The organism is Flagellimonas pacifica (assembly GCF_900215465.1).
Classification (GTDB): domain Bacteria; phylum Bacteroidota; class Bacteroidia; order Flavobacteriales; family Flavobacteriaceae; genus Flagellimonas; species Flagellimonas pacifica.
The window spans coordinates 14,288-32,227 of sequence record NZ_OBEH01000001.1 but is presented as its reverse complement, the minus strand read 5'-3'; the positions used below and the strand labels follow the sequence as shown (position 1 = coordinate 32,227).

Here is a 17,940-nt window from a genome sequence, read left to right as displayed (position 1 = left end):
GTTAGTTAGTTTGTCTATAACCCCTCCTGCATGAGGGGTTATTTTTTTAGAATAAAATAGGTAATACAAATTGGAACACTAAGATCAGCAGTCCAACAGCAATAAGATTCAAAAAGATTCCAATTCTTGCCATTTGAGCAATTTTCACATAACCACTGGCAAAGACAATAGCATTTGGGGGAGTTGCCATGGGCAACATGAAAGCACAACTACTGGCAATGGTCACCGGAATGAGTAAATACAGGATGGGAATATCCAAACCTATGGCAATACCGGCCACAACAGGAGCTAGAACAGCTACCAAGGCAACATTACTCATCAATTCGGTCATAAAGAGCATTAAGAGAATCAACAGTGATGCAGTTAACAAAACACTAATTTCGCTGTTGGCTATGGATTCTGCAACCATATCAACAATCCCACTGGTAGACATTCCTTTGGCCAAAGCAAGCCCGCCACCGAATAGAATTAAAATACCCCATGCAAGTTTAGAAGTATCTTTCCATCGTATGATAAAATCTCCTTTTTTCAGATTATAAGGAATTGCAAATAATGCAATGGCAGCAAAAATACTGATCATAGTATCCGTGAGTCCAAGTTTGGGGAAAAAGGCATTAATCAAGGTTCTAAAGATCCAAAGAAAAACTGTAACTCCAAAAATAGCCAGCACCAGTTTTTCCTTTCCAGAAGTGGGACCTAATTTTTTCAACTCGGTATCAATAACTTCTTTGGATGCATTAAATTTTAAATCTCGATTGGGAAACATCCATTTAACCAATACCAAATAACAAATAGCTACCATAATGATGGAAAAAGGAAGACCTAGGGTCATCCATTTCAAAAATGAAATTTCGGTATTGTACTCGTTTTCCAAAAGACCGATCAATACGGAATTTGGAGGTGTGCCAATTACTGTGGCAATTCCACCTGCGTTAGCCGAAAATGCAATACCCAACATTACACTCAATGCAAAGTTTTTGTCGTTTTTGGTAAAGCCATCCTCGTCGTCAATCAACAGGTTTATTACGGAAAGGGCAATAGGTAGCATTACAACCGTACTGGCCGTATTGCTGATCCACATGCTCAAAGAAGCCGTTGCAATCATAAAACCTAAAATTACCTTGTTGGGCGTTGTTCCCGTTAAGCGTATAATATTTAGAGCGATACGCTTGTGTAAATTGACCTTTTCCAGTGCCAATGCCATTACAAACCCGCCAAAAAACAGAAAAACAATAGGACTGCCATAGTTTGCACCTACTTCTGCAATAGGTAATATTTTAAGGAGAGGCAACAAGAATAACGGTAGTAATGCGGTTACTGATATAGAGACGGCCTCTGTGATCCACCAAATTAGCATCCATACGGCGACGGCGATTACGGAATCGCCTTTTTCGGAGACCAATTCCATTGGTAGGTTAATTAAGATAAGGAATGCGATGGGACCTAAAAGGAGTCCTAGGATTTTGGATTTTTCCATTTCAGAATTAGAATTCAAAGCTCTAAAGATAGCTGTCTCTTTGACATAAAAAAAACCCTCCTTTTAAAGGAGGGTTTTATCAATAAACCAAACTCAAATAATTTAAGCAGTATGAAACATTACAGGCTTAAACGTAATCTTGCAAACAGGTAACGGCCGCTGTACCCAAATTGGGATGTTCTTCTGGAGTATACAAACTGATCCCCTGAAGTACCACCGGCCCTATTTTCATCTGGATAAACATCGAAAAGGTTGCTAGCGCCAATAGTTAGAGAAAGATTGTCTGAAAATGATTTGGTCACGGTAAGGTCAGTGATCAATTTCCCTCCATAAATAGCATCATCACTTACCTCAGTACCTTCTACTCTGGCATCTCCATTAAAATCATCAGGGTCGGTAACTTCACCAAAGAAGACATTTCTTAACATAAAATCCCATGAATTATATGAAACCATATTGGTAAGGTTTAATTTGGTTCGTGGTTGGGCCAATGTCAAGAAGGCTTCCTCTTGTCCATCAAAGAATGAACCACTCAAACCGGCATTGGCAATGAGGGGAGGAACAAAAATATTCTCTACCTCTGTTTTATTGAAGGTTGCCGCCAAATCATTTTTCAATGTGGCATCTCCCCAACTAGTTTTATGAGAGAGCACAATATCCAACCCAGAAGATTTGGTGTCAATAGCATTCACAAAAAATCGTGCGCTAGTTGCACCGGCTGATTCGAAAATTGATGTAAGCTCAGGGTCTCCGCCATTACCAAAGCTTCCACTATAAACAATGCGATCATCAATATTGATTAAATAACCATCTACTGTTATGGTGAATTCACCAAAACTTCCTGTTAATCCCGCACTAAAGCTATTAGAGGTCTCTTCTTTAAGCTTGTCAATACCAATTAAGGTTGCTGCTCTACTATCGTTGGTGAACGTACCCTGCTCAAAAGGAACATTGTCCACAAAAACAGTACTTGTTCTGCTGAAAAATTGTTGATGAAGGGATGGTGCCCGAAAACCTGAACTACTAGCTGCTCTAAGAGCCAAATTCTCTGAAATTTTTAGTCGGGTGGCTAGTTTATAGTTGAAAGTGCTTCCAAAATCGGAATAGTTCTCATACCTGCCTGCCAAGCTCAATAACCAATTTTCGGTAAAATCTGCTTCAAAATCGGCATATAGCGATATATTGTTTCTAAATTTTTCCGTAGCATTTCCAGGATCATACCCTCTAAAAACCTGAGCCCCCCCGCCTAAGGGTGCGCCAGTAAAATTATTTCGAACCAACTGATTATCAGGAGTTATACTGTTTACAGGATTCCCATTGATGTCGTAGCTAGTGTATGAGGATTCTTCCCCAGCCACGATCTCATATTTTTCCACTTTGTATTCGGCACCGAAGGCTACGTTGAACCCTTCAAAAACATCTTCATGGAACCTACTGAAATCCAAATTAGTTGTGTTTTGAGTGAAGCCCAAACCACCTGCATCAAAAGAGCGTGGTGTTGCAACTCCAAAAGTTCCGTTACTGGAGTTACCCACTGTAATATCAAAAGTGTTTCTACCGTAAGTGTTAGAGAAATCGACATCCCATTCATTTATTTTCCCTCTAATCCCGACGGAAAGGGATTGATCAAGGATATCTGTACCAATATTTGGGAGGAATCCATTTGGAAATGCTGGAGTATTGGCACGGCCATCACCTTGTGCTGGCCTTCTGTAAAATCCTGAGGCCAAACCTTGACGGTAGCTGATGCCTCCAAAGCCGTAGATCTCTGTAGTTTCCGAAACAGGAATGGACATATTGGCAAAAAACTTTCCTTCCCTAAGCCTTGATGTACCTACTTTGAACCTGAAATCTTTTCGTGTGAGGCCTCGGGCAGCAAGTTCATCCTCATCGGCATCAAAACCTAGCAAATCACGGAATGTCGCTATGTCAGTATCATCATTCAGGTTTAATCCTGCAATTTGATCTTTAACGGATTGATCTAAATAACCGATACTTTGTGATGCATTGGCATAATCTTGGAGAGTCATATCGGCTACGGTACCTCCACCAGCTGCAAAAATCCGTTCGGCTCCATGAAATCCTTGAAAAATATCACCTGCATAATCTTTATTTCTCAATGCTGGTTCCCTTGTAGAAAGAGATCCGGTAAAATTGATGTACCCTCTGTCGCCAATTGGTAGTCCAAAATTGGCGTCCAATTGAAATTTTTCGCCATCGCTACCACCTTCAAACTGATTGCTATTTTCACTGAAATTAGCTCCTGTAGTTAATGAAAGATCCAGTTTTCCGGTAGCTTTTTTCAAAACAATGTTGATGACCCCTGCAATGGCATCCGAACCGTATTGTGCTGCAGCTCCATCCCTTAGTACTTCTATCCGCTGAATAGCCGCGGCCGGAATGGCATTCATATCGGTACCTACACTACCTGCACCTACAGTACCGTTTACATTTATTAAAGCTGTATTGTGTCTTCTTTTTCCATTGATTAATACTAAAACTTGATCAGGGCCTAATCCGCGAAGTGAAGCAGGGTCAATATGATCTGTACCATCTGAAACTGTTTGTGATTGAGAGGTAAATGAAGGTGCCACATAGTTCAATATCTGATTAACGCTTACCTGCGGGCCTTGATTTGCAATAGCTGCAACATCTATAACATCCACCGGCACTGTAGTTTGGGTTGCAGTTCTATTTGGATTTCTGGACCCCACTACCACAACATCTTCCAACTGGGCGGCATCTTCTTTTAGAACAATATCAATGTTGGATTGCCCATTCAGGGGAACTTCTGATGTTTTAAAACCAAGATAAGAAACTACAAGGGTGACATTTTCATCATCAAGTTCAAGCGTGAAATTCCCATCAAAATCGGCTTGGGTTCCGTTGGTGGTCCCCTTTACCAAAATGTTTGCACCCGGTAAAGGGTTGCCATCGCCATCTTTTACTGAACCTCTAATTTCCTTTTGGTCTTTAGTAGGAGTGTTCATTTTATCCAGAGATTGTTTTTTAAGGACAATCTGGTTGCCATTTATGGAATATTCCAAACTTTCCTGGACTGTAAGTCTGTCCAAAACCGCAAATATCTTTTCATTGGAAGCAGATAAGGATGTCCGTTTGGTATCATCAATTTCTTTTACATTGTAAAAAAACTTGTAGCCTGACTGTTTTTTTATTTCATTGAGCACTTCTTTTAAGGGAACATCCTTAAAGTTAAATTGCACTTTTTGCTGCGAGTATATATCACTGGCAGAGAGTTGACAAATAATAAAGAAAGTAAGTAACAAACTAATCTTCATTTTAAGCGACATTTTTGCATTGGTCACCAAAAATAAAGGTGACTTGAAAACCATGCTTTTTTTCATAATTTTGAGTGTTTGATTGTTAATAATCCTTGTTAGCGATCTAGTATTGGGGAAGGTGGTGCAACACCTTCCCTTTTTATTCTATAATTGTAATTACATTGTTCTCTATTTTATAGGTAAATGGCGTGCTCACGGCGATTGTTTGCAAAATGTTTTGAATATCTTCATTTTCGAATTCACCCTTGTATACTTCACTTTTTAATTTCCCAACTTGATTAATAATAGAAACGTTATGCGTTCTTTCCAGTTTGATCAGGACCTCTTCAAATGTGAGGTTATCTATGATTAATCTGTTTTCCATCCAGCTTGTGTAGAGTCGGGTATCCACTTTCTTTTTGCTCATAGAGCCATTTTCTTTGATGAAAGAGGCTTGATGGTTTGGTGTCAGTAAGATTTTCGCATCTGGATTTGAGTTTTCATAAACATTTACGGAACCTTCTACCAGCGTGGTAGCAATTTCACCATCAGATTTATACGCTGAAACATTGAATTGCGTTCCCAGCACTTTAATGTCCAAGTTTTCTGCATTGACAATAAAAGGTCTTTTTTCATCCTTGATCACATCAAAAAAGGCCTCCCCATCTAGATAAACTATTCTGTTTTGTGTGGTTGAATTTAGGTTTTGGGGAAATTTCAACCTTGTTCCTGCGTTTAACCAAACCTTGGTCCCATCAGATAAGGTGAGGTTAAAGGTTTGACCATAAGGCACATATATTTCATTAAATACAAGATTTTGATTCTGTTCGTTGTCCAATTGGCTAAAATCCAAACCTTGTGCCTGTCTTTTGGCAATGGTATCCCCGTTTTTGTCAACAAGCTCGTTTGAACCATCTGTAGTTATAACTTGCTTTGTTCCATCTGCAAGGGAGATAACAACATTGTTTTGTTGATTTTCATTGATTTTTTCATTTTGGGCAACACTATCTGGTCGTCCCAAATAGCCTTGAGATTGATATATGAGGAAGCCAACGGATACTATACCAATAAAAATAGCTGCATATTTCAAGAAGTTTTTGGGAGCCCACTTTTTGGATTGTTTTTGCTCAATAGTGCCCAAAAATCTTTTGAAAGCCTCACTTTCATCAAAATGATGGTAAAGGGTATTTTTTGAGCGCCTTCTTATCTCTTCTTTAAAGAAATCTAGGTTTTTCTTCTTTTTCAGTACCCAGTTTTTCAACACTTTTCGCTCAATTGGCGAAATAGTCCTGTTTAAAAACTTCTCAATTAACGCTTCTTTATTTTGCATTTTCACATAGTGTTGTGTTATAAAGATGCAGGATGTTCAAAAAACCCCTATTTATTTTATTTTTTTACTTTTAACAAGTTTATTCTTAATCATGGAAGAACCACAACTTATTGAAAAACTTAGACAAGGAGAGATTCAGGCATATGAGTATTTGTTTGATCAATACTACGATTGGCTGTGCAACTACATTTTTCAATTAAGCGGAGATAGAAACCTATCCAAGGATATTGTTCAGGATGTGATGGTAAGGATTTGGGAAAAGAAGAAACAGATAACCATTAAGGGTTCTTTGAAGGGGTACTTGTTCAAATCGTGTCATAATCAATTTTTGCAGCAACTTAGGAAGCAAAAAAAGCAGCCTGATTTATTGGATAAGATTAGGTGGGATGCTATCTACGAGAGTTATTTTGAACAGAAAGAAGACGATACCTACTTAAATTCAACTTTGGTCAAACTGGAAGAGCTTATTGATAAATTACCTCCAAAATGCAAGGAAATCTTTATTATGAACAAGTTGGAGCGTAGAAAATATAGAGAAATAGCTCAAGATATGGGTATCTCTATTAAAACTGTCGAGAATCAGATGTCCAAAGCCCTTCGGATTATACGTGAAAATGCTTCGGTTTTGATGTTTTAACTTCAATGCTCAATAAATAATGGAATCCGCAGCTATCTTGGGAAGTTCGTAATTGCCATAGTCCAAAATGGTTTGCTTTCCATTTAAACGTTGCTCTTCGTTTTTACTTGCCTCCGTATTATGCAAATAGACCTTTTGCAATGTTTTGAACTTACCAAGAGGTGAGATAAAGGAACTCTCGAAATTAGTGTGGGTCAAGTTTATTGATTTCAAGTGCTTCAATTGTGCTAAAAAGGCAATGCCATTTCCCGACAAGGTAGTATTATCCAGTCTTAATATGGTTAAATGGGGCAGGGAAGTAAGTTTTTCAAAAATAGCGTCGGTTATCTGCGTTCCGCCAAGGTCCAAAACCACAATTTGTTCTTTTATCGGACTCAACATTTCAAAATCATTATCACCAAAAGAAGGTTTGTTGATACAAGAAACACTTAAAAAGTTAGAAGCATTGCTAATCTGCTGTACATGTATTCCAAATTTTTTGATAAGAGTTATTGAATCTGTAGGCGCAGTGACAACAATGGTGTCTGGATAGATGTTGTTTTCTTTTTGAGGAAAAAATGATAGAAAAAGCTCCTTGTTCAATGCTAACTCCCCAATTGTTTCATTAAAAGGATTGCCATACGATATCCAAGTTTTTATCAATGTGATTTCATCTTTGGTCAATTGAGTTTTTTCCTGGGGAGGCATATGGTCTTCGTCATCTTTTGGTAAAATGAGCCTGCTGTATAGGGGGCTTTCCTCTGGCTTGTTTTTTACAATAACTTCTCCACTTTCTCCACCTTTCAGCATTTCCTCCAAAGAATGTAGCATTAATTCCCCCTTGGCCTTTTTAGGATTATGACAGCTCACACATTTGTTGTTGATCAATGGTTGGATCACGTCTTCATAAAACAGGGAGGTTTCCCAGTTTTCCTCAGTAAGTGCTATAGTTTTTTCTTCGAATGTTTCATATCCAAAAAATGACTTCACTGAGTTGGGAAACGGTTCAAGCAAGTATCCTTTGCCATGGGTAATATCACCACCCAAATGCCCCGTGAATGAGATCAAAACAAATAAAAGAGTAGAGGATAGCACGATTGGAAATCGTTTAAGAAATGCTAAGAATGGTTTTCCTGAAATTCTTGAATACATCAAAAAACAAAAAATGGTAGTGGCAATGCCCAGCCATAAATGCCACTTTACGGTATCAAAAGAGTATCCCTCTCCCAAATATTGAAGATAGCCCGATACACAAGTGAATATGGAAACAATTCCTGCCCATAGAAATACAAAGGCGACAACTTTATTGTATGAATGTTTTCTTCTGTCGTACAATTGCAACAATAGTCCCAGGATGATAAAGCCAATGGGTAAATGGACCAAAAGAGGGTGTAACCGACCTAAAAACTGTTTAAGAATATCCATAGGCATCTATTGAATCTTCATCCTTTTTTTTAGGGCATTCATAATAAAAACATTGGCTTTCCACTGATCTGCAACCGGAATTTGGGTATAAGGAAGTGCGGGCAAGTATGCTGGAGGCCCAAATTCTGAAGTTATGGTAACGGTCTGCTGTCCTTCGGACCAACGTTTACAAATTATTTGCTCCCAAATATCCAAATGCCTGTCCAAAGCCTTTTTCCATTCGGGTGCTTCAGGGTCATTCACCTGAGGTCCCTCGGCATGTCCTACCCTTGCATGTATATGATGTGAGTGGTCAACAATTTCCCTTAGGTTTTCATCCTGTCCTTCAAGTAAGGATTCGTGAACCACCATCCAATGACTAATATCCAAAGTCAGTTTTAAATCGGGAATGGCACTGACGTATTTTTTTGTATTCGGAAGTGTATAACTGAAACGTCCTCGATGGGTTTCATGATAAACAGGAATACCACTTTCTTTGGAAATCTTGTTTGCTATTTTGATAAAAGCCTGGTTCTGTTCTTGTGTGAAAAAATCACTTCCCGTATGGCAGTTGACCAATACAGGATTCCACTGTGTCAAAACCTTGAGTTTTTCCTCAAATTGTGCCAAACTTTGTTTGAAGGGAATATTTTTATTGGTTCCGTGCATTAAATTCAACAATAACCCATGTTTTTTTAAAGCGGTTCTTAGAGCTTTTTGACTTTCGGTGTCAGCAGGTAACCAAACATCAATTCCATCAAATCCGGATTTTTTTGTTCTTTCACAAAATGCGTCCCATGAGAGTGTGTTTCCCCAGTTGGTTTGAAAAAATTGAAGTTTTTGATCCTGGGCATAAATATTACCCAAAATAAGAATCAAAATAACGGTAAGGATATTTCTCATAAAACTTTAAAGATTAGTATTGGTTATGGTTGGTTTTAAGCCAATATTTCTTGAATAATTTCTCCTTCAACATCGGTTAGTCTAAAGTTTCTCCCTTGAAACTCAAATGTGAATTCTTCATGGTTAAAGCCTAGCAAATGTAAAATCGTGGCATGAACGTCGTGAACCGATACCCGTCCTTCAATGCCCAAAAAACCGATATCATCTGTTTTGCCATAGCAAGCTCCTTTTTTTACACCGCCTCCGGCCATCCACATGGTAAAGGCATCACCATGATGGTCCCTTCCTTTAAACCCCATTTCTTTATTGCCTCTGTTTTCTTGCATTGGGGTACGGCCGAATTCACCACCCCAAACAACTAAAGTTTCATCTAACAATCCACGCTGTTTTAAATCTAACAGCAAAGCTGTAATAGGTCTGTCAATTTCACGGCATTTGTTTCTCAACCCAAGGTCAACAGCTGTACTATGATCGGTACCATGACTGTCCCAACCCCAATCGAACAATTGTACAAAGCGAACACCATCCTCCACTAATTTTCGAGCTAAAAGGCAATTATTGGCAAAGGATTCTTTTCCAGGTTCCACACCATACATTTCCTTAATGTTTTCCGGTTCATTTTGAATGTTCATTATATCGGGAACGGCAAGTTGCATTCTATAGGCCATTTCATATTGGTTAATGCGTGCCAATATTTCAGGGTCCGCATACTTGGTGTATTCCTCCTTATTAATTTTATTTATGGCATCAATGGTACTTTTTTTGAGGTCTCTTGAAATCCCTTTTGGATCTTCAATATATAGAACCGGGTCTCCTTCCGATCTGCATTGTACACCTTGGTACACAGAAGGCAAAAATCCACTTCCCCACACGCTCTTTCCGGCATCTGGCGTTTTTCCACCAGATGTCAGAACTACAAAACCAGGGAGATTTTGGTTTTCTGACCCTAAACCATATGTAGCCCAGGCGCCAATGCTGGGTCTGCCCAACCTTGGACTTCCGGTGTGCATAAATAATTGTGCGGGACCATGATTGAATTGATCGGTATGCACAGCTTTAAGAAATGCCACTTCATCAATTACTTTTTTAAAATGGGGCAAATAGTTGGATACCCAATTGCCAGATTCGCCTTCTTGTGAAAATTTAGCCTGTGGCCCCAATAGTTTTGGAGTTCCTTTTATAAAAGCAAATTTTTTCCCTTGTAAGAGGGATTCAGGACAGTCTTGATTATTCAATTTATGTAGGACAGGTTTGTAATCAAACATCTCTAGTTGGGAAGGCGAACCTGCCATATGAAGATATATGACCGATTTTACCTTTGGCGTATGAGGAGGAGGTAGGGTGGCCAATGGATTTAAATCTCGTTCCGAAAAAGTGATCTTTTGTTCTTTCGTTTTAGGTTCCAAGGGGTCGCAGCCCAAAAATATTGAACCTAAGGCCAATCCGCCCAGGCCGGTTGCACATTCTTTTATAAAATGTCTTCGGGTTTTGGCTTGTGCATCCCGTATTAATTTTTCCCTAATAAGTCGCTCTATCTGATCCATTTTAGGCCTTGGTTAAAAATTCGTCCAAATTCATTATGGCATTTGCAACCACTGTGAGTGCTGCAAGTTCCGCTGTTGGATTGGCATCAAAATGTAAAAATTGTGTCAAACTGTCCTTGTCAGTTTTGAACTCCTCCACTGATATTGCATATAGTTCTTTTAACGCATTCAGTTTTTTAGGTGCTATTTTTGAAAGAGTTGCTCTTTCATAACCGTATGCCAATTGCTCTTCTACGTTGTCCAAAGATTGCATGTTCTTAGCTAAATGATAGGAAGCTTCAAGATAGGCTGGGTCATTTAGAGTAACCAATGCCTGCAGAGGAGTATTGGTAACAGTTCTTCGAATTGTACAGACTTCTCTACTACCAGCATCAAAAGTGATAAAAGAGGGGTAGGGACTAGTTCTTTTCAAATAAGTATACACGGCTCTTCTATAGCGATCTTCTCCTTTGCTTTCTAGCCATTGCTCTCCACTATACACAGTTTGCCAAACCCCTTCTGGTTGAGGAGGCATAACCCCAGGGCCATACATTTTAGAACTGAGCAAACCCGAAATAGCCAACGCCTGATCTCGAATCTGTTCGGCACTCAACCTTTGTCTTGGACCTCTGGCATAAAATTCATTTTCTGGATCACTTTGATAGCTGTCTGGAGTTAATTCTGATTTTTGACGATACGTACCTGACGATACAATTTCCTTTACTAGGGATTTTATGCTCCATTGGTGCTCATTCATAAATCGTAGGGCCAACCAATCCAAAAGCTCCGGATGTGAAGGAAAATCAGATTGAGAGCCAATATCCTCAACCGTAGAAACAAGTCCTCTGCCAAAGATTTGATGCCAAACCCTATTGACCAAAGTCCTTGCTGTCAATGGATTTTTTTTGTCGACTAACCATTTGGAGAATCCTAATCTGTCTTTGGGCCACGATTCTTGCCAAGAATTCAATACAGGAGGTGTTGCCGGATGCACCGTATCTGTTAACAATAGCCAATTCCCACGCTCAAAGACTTGAGTGGTGCGTGCCATATATTTTGGATTTTCGGCCATTACTGGAAGAATAGGAGCCTTAAAGTTCACTGCTTTATCAAATGCTCTTTGGATTTTTGAAAAACCAGGTTCACTACTTCCAGGAATATCTGGTAAAAAGGCAAACCAATATATGTGTAGCGCATTTGTGGTTTTTGGGATTTTGCGATTGCTTATTTCAATATAAATGTTTATTGGGCCATCCACTTTCTTGATGGGAATTCGTTTGGTCACTGGTTCTTCAGTCTTGTTCAAGGTGAATTGGGTAAGAATTTCACCTTCAGCATTGTCTTTTCTTATCGTGAATGAAGTTCCATTGTAATTGGAGTAATGGTTAAAATATAGGTATTCTGCGCCATGTGTCCATACATTTTCCAATCTGCAAGAGCCATTGTTCCAGAGTATTGCCGACGCATGATCATCATAAGAGCCGTTATCAAAATCTTTTAAACTATGGGATTTGTATACTGGTTCTGTATATCTCAAGAAATCTTTATAGCCCTTAACCGTATTTGAATCGCCATGTTTTGAAACCCAATTGTTTACCTTATCTACCACATCTTGTTGCTCTGGAGAATAGAATCGTAACGCTGGAGCCTCGTTAGGCGTATCTTCATCTCCTGTATTGTTGAAAAATGCCATAAGATTGTAGTAGTCTTTCTGTTTGAAAGGATCATAAGGATGTCCGTGACATTGTACACAGCCCATGGTGGTACTTTGCCATACATCAAAAGTGGTATTGACCCTGTCTATTACCGCAGCGACCCGAAACTCTTCATCATCAGTGCCTCCTTCATCATTGTTCATGGTGTTTCTATGGAATGCCGTGGCGATAAGTTGATCTATAGAAGGGTCTGGCAAGAGATCTCCGGCTAATTGCTCAATAGTGAATTGATCATAGGGCATATCTTGGTTGAAGGATTTGATGACCCAGTCTCGATATTGCCACATAGTTCGCCCAAGATCTTTTTCGTATCCCTTTGTATCTGCATAACGAGCCATATCTAACCACCAACTTGCCCAGTTCTCACCAAATGTGGGTTTGGCCAAAAGGCTATCCACCATGGTCTCATAAGATAAATCTCCATGTTTGTAATTTTGAAACAGCTGAGTATCTGGGGGTAAACCAGTGATGTCCAAAGCGACTCTCCTTGCCAGTATTTGTTTGCTCGCGGATGGGCTTGGTTCAATATTTTCCTTTTGTAGTCGGTTAAGGATAAATTGATCGATACCATTTTTGACAAAAGATGAATTGTCTCCTGAAAATCCAGCTTCTTCTATCAGTTTTGGAATTTCAACTTTTTCCGGAAGTGTATAGGCCCAATGTTGACCCCATTGTGCTCCTTGATTTATCCATTCTGTCAGAAGATTAATCTCCTCATCGGACAACTTTGGTTTTTCATACGGCATACGAAGTTCAGGGTCTTCTTCATGCAATCGTTTTATAAACTCACTTCTTGAAGCATTGCCTGGTATTATTGCAGGTACACCAGATTCGGTATTTGCAAAGGCCTCTTCCTTGAACAAAAGACTGAATCCACCATTCTTTTTAACCCCTCCATGACAAGAGATACAATGCTTGTTAAGAATGGGCTTAATTTGAGAGCCAAAGTCAATTGGATCCGATGATTGGCATGCTGTGTTAAGAATGAGCATTGCCCAAAGGGTACATAAGAAAAATCCAGTTTGCGTATATAATCTCATCCCCTGATACTTAGAGGATTAAATATATGTAAAATTTACGCTATTAGATTTATAAAAAAGATGAATCACATTTGGTAAAGGACGAATGTGACTGTTAAACAAGCTTAACAGTCTTGTTTTCACCCTCTACAATCACTTTTATAAGACTGTGTTTGTTCAAGGATTTCATGGATTTATCCCATTTCTTGCCGCTTAGTCCTACCTTGCTTTTTAATTCTGCCAATGACATTTCACCAATCGGTTTTAGTATGTCCATAATGACTTTTTCTTCTTCTGTCAACTCTACCTGCTTTTTCTCCGGTCTCATCTGTGGGAAGAAAAGTACTTCTTGGATGGATGAATTGTTGGTCATTAGCATCACCAAACGGTCAATACCGATACCAATTCCTGAAGTTGGGGGCATTCCGTATTCCAAGGCACGTAGAAAATCTTGATCAATGAACATGGCTTCGTCATCTCCTTTTTCTGAAAGTTTGAGCTGCTCCTCAAAACGTTCCCGCTGATCAATGGGGTCGTTCAATTCTGAATAGGCGTTTGCCAATTCTTTCCCGTTCACCATCAGTTCAAAACGCTCGGTAAGTGCTGGGTTGTCCCTATGCTCTTTGGTCAATGGGCTCATTTCTTTTGGATAGTCCGTTATGAATGTAGGTTGTACGTAGTAGTGCTCACATTTTTCACCAAATATCTCATCGATAAGTTTGCCAACTCCCATGGTTTCATCCACTTCAATGTTGAGTTTTTGGGCTACTTCCCGTAATTGTGTTTCGTCCATACCGGCAACATCATGGCCAGTGTGGATTTTTATGGCTTCCAAAATAGGAACTCTCGCATAAGGTGCTTTAAACTCAATTTCATTATCTCCAACCGTCACTTTGGTACTTCCGGTGGCATCAACAGCAATTTTTTCAAGTAATTGCTCCGTGGTTTCCATCATCCAGTTGTAGTCTTTGTAAGCCACATAGAGCTCCATCACAGTGAACTCTGGATTATGGGTACGGTCCATTCCTTCGTTTCTAAAATCCTTGGAAAACTCATAAACACCATCAAAACCACCTACAATCAACCTTTTCAGGTATAATTCGTTGGCAATTCTAAGGTATAATGGAATATTCAAGGCGTTGTGATGGGTCAAAAATGGTCTTGCTGCCGCTCCACCCGGAATGGGCTGCAGGATGGGTGTTTCAACTTCCAAATACCCTCTTTCGTTATAAAATTCCCGAATGCTATTTGTGATTTTTGTACGCTTGATGAAAGTGTCTTTTACTGACGGATTCACCACTAAATCCACATACCGTTGACGGTAGCGAAGCTCTGGGTCATTAAATTCGTCATACACCTTTCCATCTGCATCTACCTTTGGTAGGGGAAGCGGGCGTAAAGCTTTGCTCAATAAGCTAAAGTTTTTGACCATAACGGTCTTTTCACCTACTTGAGTGGTAAATAACTCACCTTCAACACCAATGATGTCACCTATATCCAGTAACTTTTTATAAACATCGTTATAAAGGGTCTTGTCATCTCCAGGGCAAATTTCATCTCGGTTAAAATATACCTGAATACGCCCTTCACTGTCCTGCAATTCGGCAAAAGAAGCTTTTCCTTGAATCCTTCTTGACATTAACCTACCGGAAATCACTACCTGTTTTCCTTCCTTAAAATCGTTTTTGATGCTTTTTGAAGTGGCATCCACTGGATAAAGTGCAGCAGGATAGGGGTTGATTCCCAGTTCCCTCAGCTTTGATAATTTCTCCCTTCGAACGATTTCCTGTTCCGATAGTTGCATAGTCTATAAAAAATTAAAGCGCAAAATTACACTTTTGCGCTTTAATTCCTCACTTGGCCTTGCTTAATGTGGCATAATTGGGCGTATAAGGTTTTCCAGAAACAATTTGAGCCATATCTTCCTCCAAAGATTCCAGAGGACTTTCCACAATTCTATTGATTTCTTTTCCTTCTTTGAAGAATATCATTGTAGGTACTTTAATGATGTTAAGACTCTTTTCTTCACCTGTGGGACTTTTTTTATAATTTTCTTTACGTCCGTCCAAAGCCACAATTTCCAATTGATCTGTGGGAAATTTGACCTCGTGCAAAATTTTAAGTATTCTGGGAACTTCACGCTTACTATCACCACACCAAGTTCCTAAGAAAAGTTTGATGTTACATTCTTTTATTTTTTTCTTGAACATATCTGCCATGGATTTATCCACGGTGTAGTTTTGGTAATTGGGGTTGTACCAGTTTGCGTAGGGTTGGGATTGAAGTGCTTCTGCATTAATTTTCCCAACCATAAATTTTTTGCCATTTTCCAGTACAATTTCTTTATTAATATCCTGGGCAAAAATGGAAGTGCTAATTAACAAGAATGTAACTAAAATTGATTTCATGATTTTTCAGTTTAAAATTTGGAAACGAAAATTCTATAAAATCAGCGCTGCATTGGTTTTTTGATGGATGGAAATGAGGACTAGACCCCAGGTGGAATTTTACAAGATAATAGAGATTTAAATACTTTGAGGTTTCTTTTAATGTTTCATGTTGGCCCCTTACAAATGTTTGAGGGATTCTTCCAAGGAAGTTTACTTTTTGAAGATGGAGACAATTTCTTGACGAGAGGAAACCTCTAATTTTTTGTAAAGGTTGTTGATGTGGGTTTTAATGGTGCTATGACTCACAAAAAGTTCAGAAGCAATTTCTTTATTGCTTTTGTCCAATAGAATTTGCTGGACTATTTTTTGTTCTTGCGGAGTCAGTTTTTGGATAAGATTATTGGTTCTACTCCTCGCCTTGGATTTTCTTGCGGTAAGAAAATATAGATTCAGGCCTAGAGATAGCACAAGGAGGGTCAGGGTAACCCATTTCCAACCCCAATCAGTGGTGTTTTTAAAATTGGCCAACTGCCGATCAGTGGTAATTTCTGCTTCAAATTGTTCAGTGAAATCAGTATTGGGGTAGTTGGTTCTTAACCTGTCCAATAGTTGGTCATAGTATTGGTTAGTGGTAATATCTTGAAGATAGTAAGTGTAGGTTTCGTTTCTTTTGTCCGATAGAAAATCATAAATGAACAATTCAACCAAAGGTTCATCAGAATTTTTGCCAAATTTTTGAAGGGAGCTGAACCATTTATCGGAGTTTAATTTTCTGTTGGCTTCACTTCGGTAATCCAAAAAGTCAAAAATCATTTCTTCCTTTAAGGCGTCAACTTCCAATAGTATTGAAGATTTAGGGTTAGTAGAGGTAATAGTGCAGAGGGCTTGCTCTTCAAAAGATGTGGGAAATTCTAAAGTATCCTTATTGTTTGCGATAAATAGTACGCTTTTGCTGCTGTCGCAGGTTCCCAAAAAATGACTTGCATTTGTATTGTCCGAACAACCATCCAAATGAATTCGGTAGAGTCTATTGTCCTTCAAAAGATTATCTCCCTTAAACTGAAAGAAGCCCAGGGAATCAACCGTTGTCTTGCTAATTATCTGTTCCAAATAGATGCGGGATGTTTTTCGGTAATCTTCAACCAGTGAGAGATAAATGGCATTCCCTTGGTTTTCCCTAGAGACATAACCTGAAAAATTGTATTGCCCAAAAATGGACATACAGCTCAAAAGAATGGCAAGAAAGACGATAATCCTCATAAATGCTTTCATCTGGGTTAAAAATAAAGGTTTTGTGTAACAAATGTGTGAATTGAAAGACTAATGAGTTACATCAATCAAAATCAAATCAATGAGTTTCTGGAGAGTTTTATTGGCCATTCTTTTTCCTCCCTTGTCTGTTATCGGCAAAGGTTGTGGTTCTTTTGTTATTGTATTACTTTTAACGTTTTGCGGATGGGTACCTGGAGTAATAGGAGCGCTCGTAATTTTAAACAATACAAATTAAAATCAATACAATGAATAAAATCCAAATCTTAGCCTGGGCAGTATTAGTTGCCCTGACCTCTTCATGCAATTTCACTGAAGAAATTACTTTGAAAGAAGATGGGTCTGGTAAACTATCCATCAATTTTGATGGTTCTGAATTAATGGAAATGGCGGGCGAAGAAATGAAGAAGACCAATGAAAAGGCTGTTGACTCGCTTATTTCTTTTAAGGATTTGTTGGAAGAAAAGAAGGATAGCATAGCCACTTTATCGCCTGAAGAACAGGCAAAGCTTAAAAAACTGGAGCCTTTTAAGATGCATATGGTAATGAACCCTGAGGAAAAACTTATGAAGTTTGATTTGTTCAGTGAGTTCAAGAATGTAAGCGAAGTAAACGATGCTTTTAATGCTTTTCAAGGAGCCAATGTATTAGGGTCCCAAAAAGAAGGAGCAGCTCCTGCACCTATGGAGAGTTCTGCATCAGAGGTGAGTTACTCTTTTGCAAACAATAGTTTTACCAGAAAAGCCAAGATTTTGGATCAAGAACAGTTCCAACAACAAATTGATAGCTTGCAGGGAGCAGAAATGTTCCTTTCTGGATCTACCTATACCCTTAAGTACCATTTTCCTAAAAAAGTAAAATCGACCACTGCAGAAGAAGCTACGTTTAGTGCAGATGGAAAAACCTTAATTTACGAGGTTAAGTTTTTAGACCTGATGAAAGATCCTTCGCTCTTAGACCTTGAGGTGGAGTTGGAAGACTAGTTTCCCTTTAAAGGTCTTCGTATCTTTGCC

The 17,940-nt window shown here is 38.9% G+C and carries 13 protein-coding genes; 3 read left to right on the top strand and 10 right to left on the bottom strand.

Features of this window, described 5'->3' with window-relative positions:
- Positions 1 to 46 precede the first annotated feature (46 nt).
- From CRO15_RS00110 to CRO15_RS00100, 3 genes are all read right to left on the bottom strand, one after another.
- Positions 47 to 1,477 carry an SLC13 family permease gene (locus CRO15_RS00110; protein ID WP_097043710.1) on the bottom strand — a complete coding sequence of 477 codons (1,431 nt, stop codon included), beginning with the start codon at positions 1,475 to 1,477 and terminating at the stop codon, positions 47 to 49.
- A 119-nt stretch (positions 1,478 to 1,596) separates the two neighbouring features.
- Entirely contained in the window at positions 1,597 to 4,842 is a 3,246-nt protein-coding gene (locus CRO15_RS00105) for a TonB-dependent receptor (RefSeq protein WP_243396864.1), read from the bottom strand.
- A 76-nt stretch (positions 4,843 to 4,918) separates the two neighbouring features.
- Complete coding sequence (locus tag CRO15_RS00100; RefSeq protein WP_097043709.1) at positions 4,919 to 6,088, bottom strand: FecR family protein; 1,170 nt, start codon at positions 6,086 to 6,088, stop codon at positions 4,919 to 4,921.
- Between the two features lie 91 nt (positions 6,089 to 6,179).
- On the opposite strand from CRO15_RS00100, the gene CRO15_RS00095 reads away from it, so the two are divergent.
- Positions 6,180 to 6,725 carry an RNA polymerase sigma factor gene (locus CRO15_RS00095; protein ID WP_097044788.1) on the top strand — a complete coding sequence of 182 codons (546 nt, stop codon included), beginning with the start codon at positions 6,180 to 6,182 and terminating at the stop codon, positions 6,723 to 6,725.
- A gap of 9 nt (positions 6,726 to 6,734) precedes the next feature.
- Here the strand turns inward: CRO15_RS00095 and CRO15_RS00090 are convergent, their stop codons facing one another.
- From CRO15_RS00090 to CRO15_RS00060, 7 genes are all read right to left on the bottom strand, one after another.
- Positions 6,735 to 8,129, bottom strand: coding sequence for a c-type cytochrome domain-containing protein (locus tag CRO15_RS00090; RefSeq protein WP_097044787.1), 1,395 nt, complete (start codon positions 8,127 to 8,129; stop codon positions 6,735 to 6,737).
- 6 nt (positions 8,130 to 8,135) lie between these two features.
- The gene (locus CRO15_RS00085) at positions 8,136 to 9,011 is read right to left on the bottom strand and encodes a sugar phosphate isomerase/epimerase family protein (RefSeq protein WP_097043708.1); all 876 of its coding nucleotides are present in this window, start codon (positions 9,009 to 9,011) and stop codon (positions 8,136 to 8,138) included.
- Positions 9,012 to 9,046: 35 nt separating this feature from the next.
- Positions 9,047 to 10,555, bottom strand: a complete 1,509-nt coding sequence (locus CRO15_RS00080) for a DUF1501 domain-containing protein (protein ID WP_097043707.1) — start codon at positions 10,553 to 10,555, stop codon at positions 9,047 to 9,049.
- Between the two features lies 1 nt (position 10,556).
- Positions 10,557 to 13,289, bottom strand: coding sequence for a PSD1 and planctomycete cytochrome C domain-containing protein (locus CRO15_RS00075; protein WP_097043706.1), 2,733 nt, complete (start codon positions 13,287 to 13,289; stop codon positions 10,557 to 10,559).
- A 94-nt stretch (positions 13,290 to 13,383) separates the two neighbouring features.
- Positions 13,384 to 15,072: a lysine--tRNA ligase gene (gene lysS / locus CRO15_RS00070; protein WP_097043705.1), complete on the bottom strand. Its 1,689-nt coding sequence runs from the start codon at positions 15,070 to 15,072 to the stop codon at positions 13,384 to 13,386.
- A gap of 49 nt (positions 15,073 to 15,121) precedes the next feature.
- Complete coding sequence (locus CRO15_RS00065; RefSeq protein WP_097043704.1) at positions 15,122 to 15,676, bottom strand: thioredoxin family protein; 555 nt, start codon at positions 15,674 to 15,676, stop codon at positions 15,122 to 15,124.
- Between the two features lie 192 nt (positions 15,677 to 15,868).
- On the bottom strand, positions 15,869 to 16,930 hold the full coding sequence (locus tag CRO15_RS00060) for a response regulator transcription factor (protein ID WP_097043703.1): 1,062 nt from the start codon (positions 16,928 to 16,930) through the stop codon (positions 15,869 to 15,871).
- 79 nt (positions 16,931 to 17,009) lie between these two features.
- Here CRO15_RS00060 and CRO15_RS00055 point away from each other — a divergent pair, with 79 nt between their 5' ends.
- Together CRO15_RS00055 and CRO15_RS00050 are read left to right on the top strand one after the other, a co-directional pair.
- The gene (locus CRO15_RS00055) at positions 17,010 to 17,165 is read left to right on the top strand and encodes a YqaE/Pmp3 family membrane protein (RefSeq protein ID WP_097043702.1); all 156 of its coding nucleotides are present in this window, start codon (positions 17,010 to 17,012) and stop codon (positions 17,163 to 17,165) included.
- Between the two features lie 10 nt (positions 17,166 to 17,175).
- Positions 17,176 to 17,910: a hypothetical protein gene (locus CRO15_RS00050; protein ID WP_097043701.1), complete on the top strand. Its 735-nt coding sequence runs from the start codon at positions 17,176 to 17,178 to the stop codon at positions 17,908 to 17,910.
- The last annotated feature ends 30 nt before the right edge of the window (positions 17,911 to 17,940 follow it).